This window comes from Mesorhizobium sp. M7D.F.Ca.US.004.03.1.1 (assembly GCF_003998635.1).
Lineage (GTDB): Bacteria > Pseudomonadota > Alphaproteobacteria > Rhizobiales > Rhizobiaceae > Mesorhizobium > Mesorhizobium loti.
This window is the reverse complement of record NZ_RZQG01001244.1, coordinates 1-1,405: the sequence shown is the minus strand read 5'-3', so window position 1 is coordinate 1,405 and position 1,405 is coordinate 1. Positions and strand designations below refer to the sequence as shown.

Here is a 1,405-nt window from a genome sequence, read left to right as displayed (position 1 = left end):
GCTCTACACCGAGCTTTTCCTCGCCGGCTATCCGCCGGAGGATCTGGTGCTGAAGCCGGCCTTCCTGAAAGCCTGCGAAAAGGCGGCCGAAGACTTCGCCAGAGATACCGCCGATGGCGGGCCGGGCGTCATCATCGGCACGCCGCTGAAGCGCAAGAGCGGCACGCACAATTCGATCGTCTTCGCCGATGGCGGCAAGATCATTGCCGAGCGCTACAAGCTCGATCTGCCGAACTACGGCGAGTTCGACGAGAAGCGCGTCTTCCAGGCCGGACCGGAGATCCAGGGACCGGTCAATTTCCGCGGCGTACGCATCGGGATTCCGATCTGCGAGGACATCTGGGGCGACGTCGACATCTGCGAGACGCTGGCCGAAAGCGGGGCGGAAATCCTGCTGGTGCCGAACGGCTCGCCCTATTATCGCGCCAAGATCGATGTCCGCCACCAGGTCGTCATCCGCCAGGTCATCGAATGCGGGCTGCCGATGATCTATGCTAACCAGCTTGGCGGTCAGGACGAGCTGATCTTTGACGGCGCCTCGTTTGCCATAGGGTCTGACAAGACACTTGCCTTCCAGATGAGCCAGTTCGAGGAAGCAGTCGACGTCACCACCTGGAAGCGTCAAGACGAAGGCTGGGTCTGCTCGGAAGGGCCGATGTCGAAAATCCCGGAACGGGAGGAAGCCGACTATCGCGCCTGCATGCTGGGCCTGCGCGACTACGTCAACAAGAACGGTTTCAAGAACGTCGTGCTTGGTCTCTCGGGCGGCATCGATTCGGCGATCTGCGCAGCGCTTGCCGTCGATGCGCTCGGCGAGGAACGGCTGCGCGCGGTGATGATGCCCTACCGCTATACCTCGAAGGACTCGCTGAAAGATGCCGAGGACTGCGCCCGTGCGCTCGGCTGCCGCTATGACATCGTGCCGATCTTCGAGCCGGTCGAGGGCTTCCTGCACGCACTGACGCAGATGTTCGAAGGCACCAAGGAAGGCATTACCGAGGAGAATCTGCAGAGCCGCGCGCGCGGCACCATCCTGATGGCGATCTCCAACAAGTTCGGCTCGATGGTCGTCACCACCGGCAACAAGAGCGAGATGTCGGTCGGCTATGCCACGCTCTATGGCGACATGAATGGCGGCTTCAATCCAATCAAGGACCTCTACAAGATGCAGGTCTACGCGCTGTCGCGCTGGCGCAACAGCCACGTGCCGCCGGGCGCACTTGGGCCCTCGGGCGAGGTGATCCCGAAGAACATCATCGACAAGGCGCCGTCGGCGGAATTGCGCGAGAACCAGACCGACCAGGATTCGCTGCCGCCCTATCCGGTGCTCGACGATATCCTGGAATGCCTGGTCGAAAACGAGATGGGTGTCGACGACATCGTCGCGCGCGGCCATGACCGGGCG

At 62.2% G+C, this 1,405-nt stretch carries 1 protein-coding gene; it reads left to right on the top strand.

Features of this window, described 5'->3' with window-relative positions; genetic code table 11:
* The coding region (locus EN935_RS36000) for an NAD+ synthase (protein WP_127374227.1) at nt 1–1,405 on the top strand (1,405 nt) is incomplete at both ends.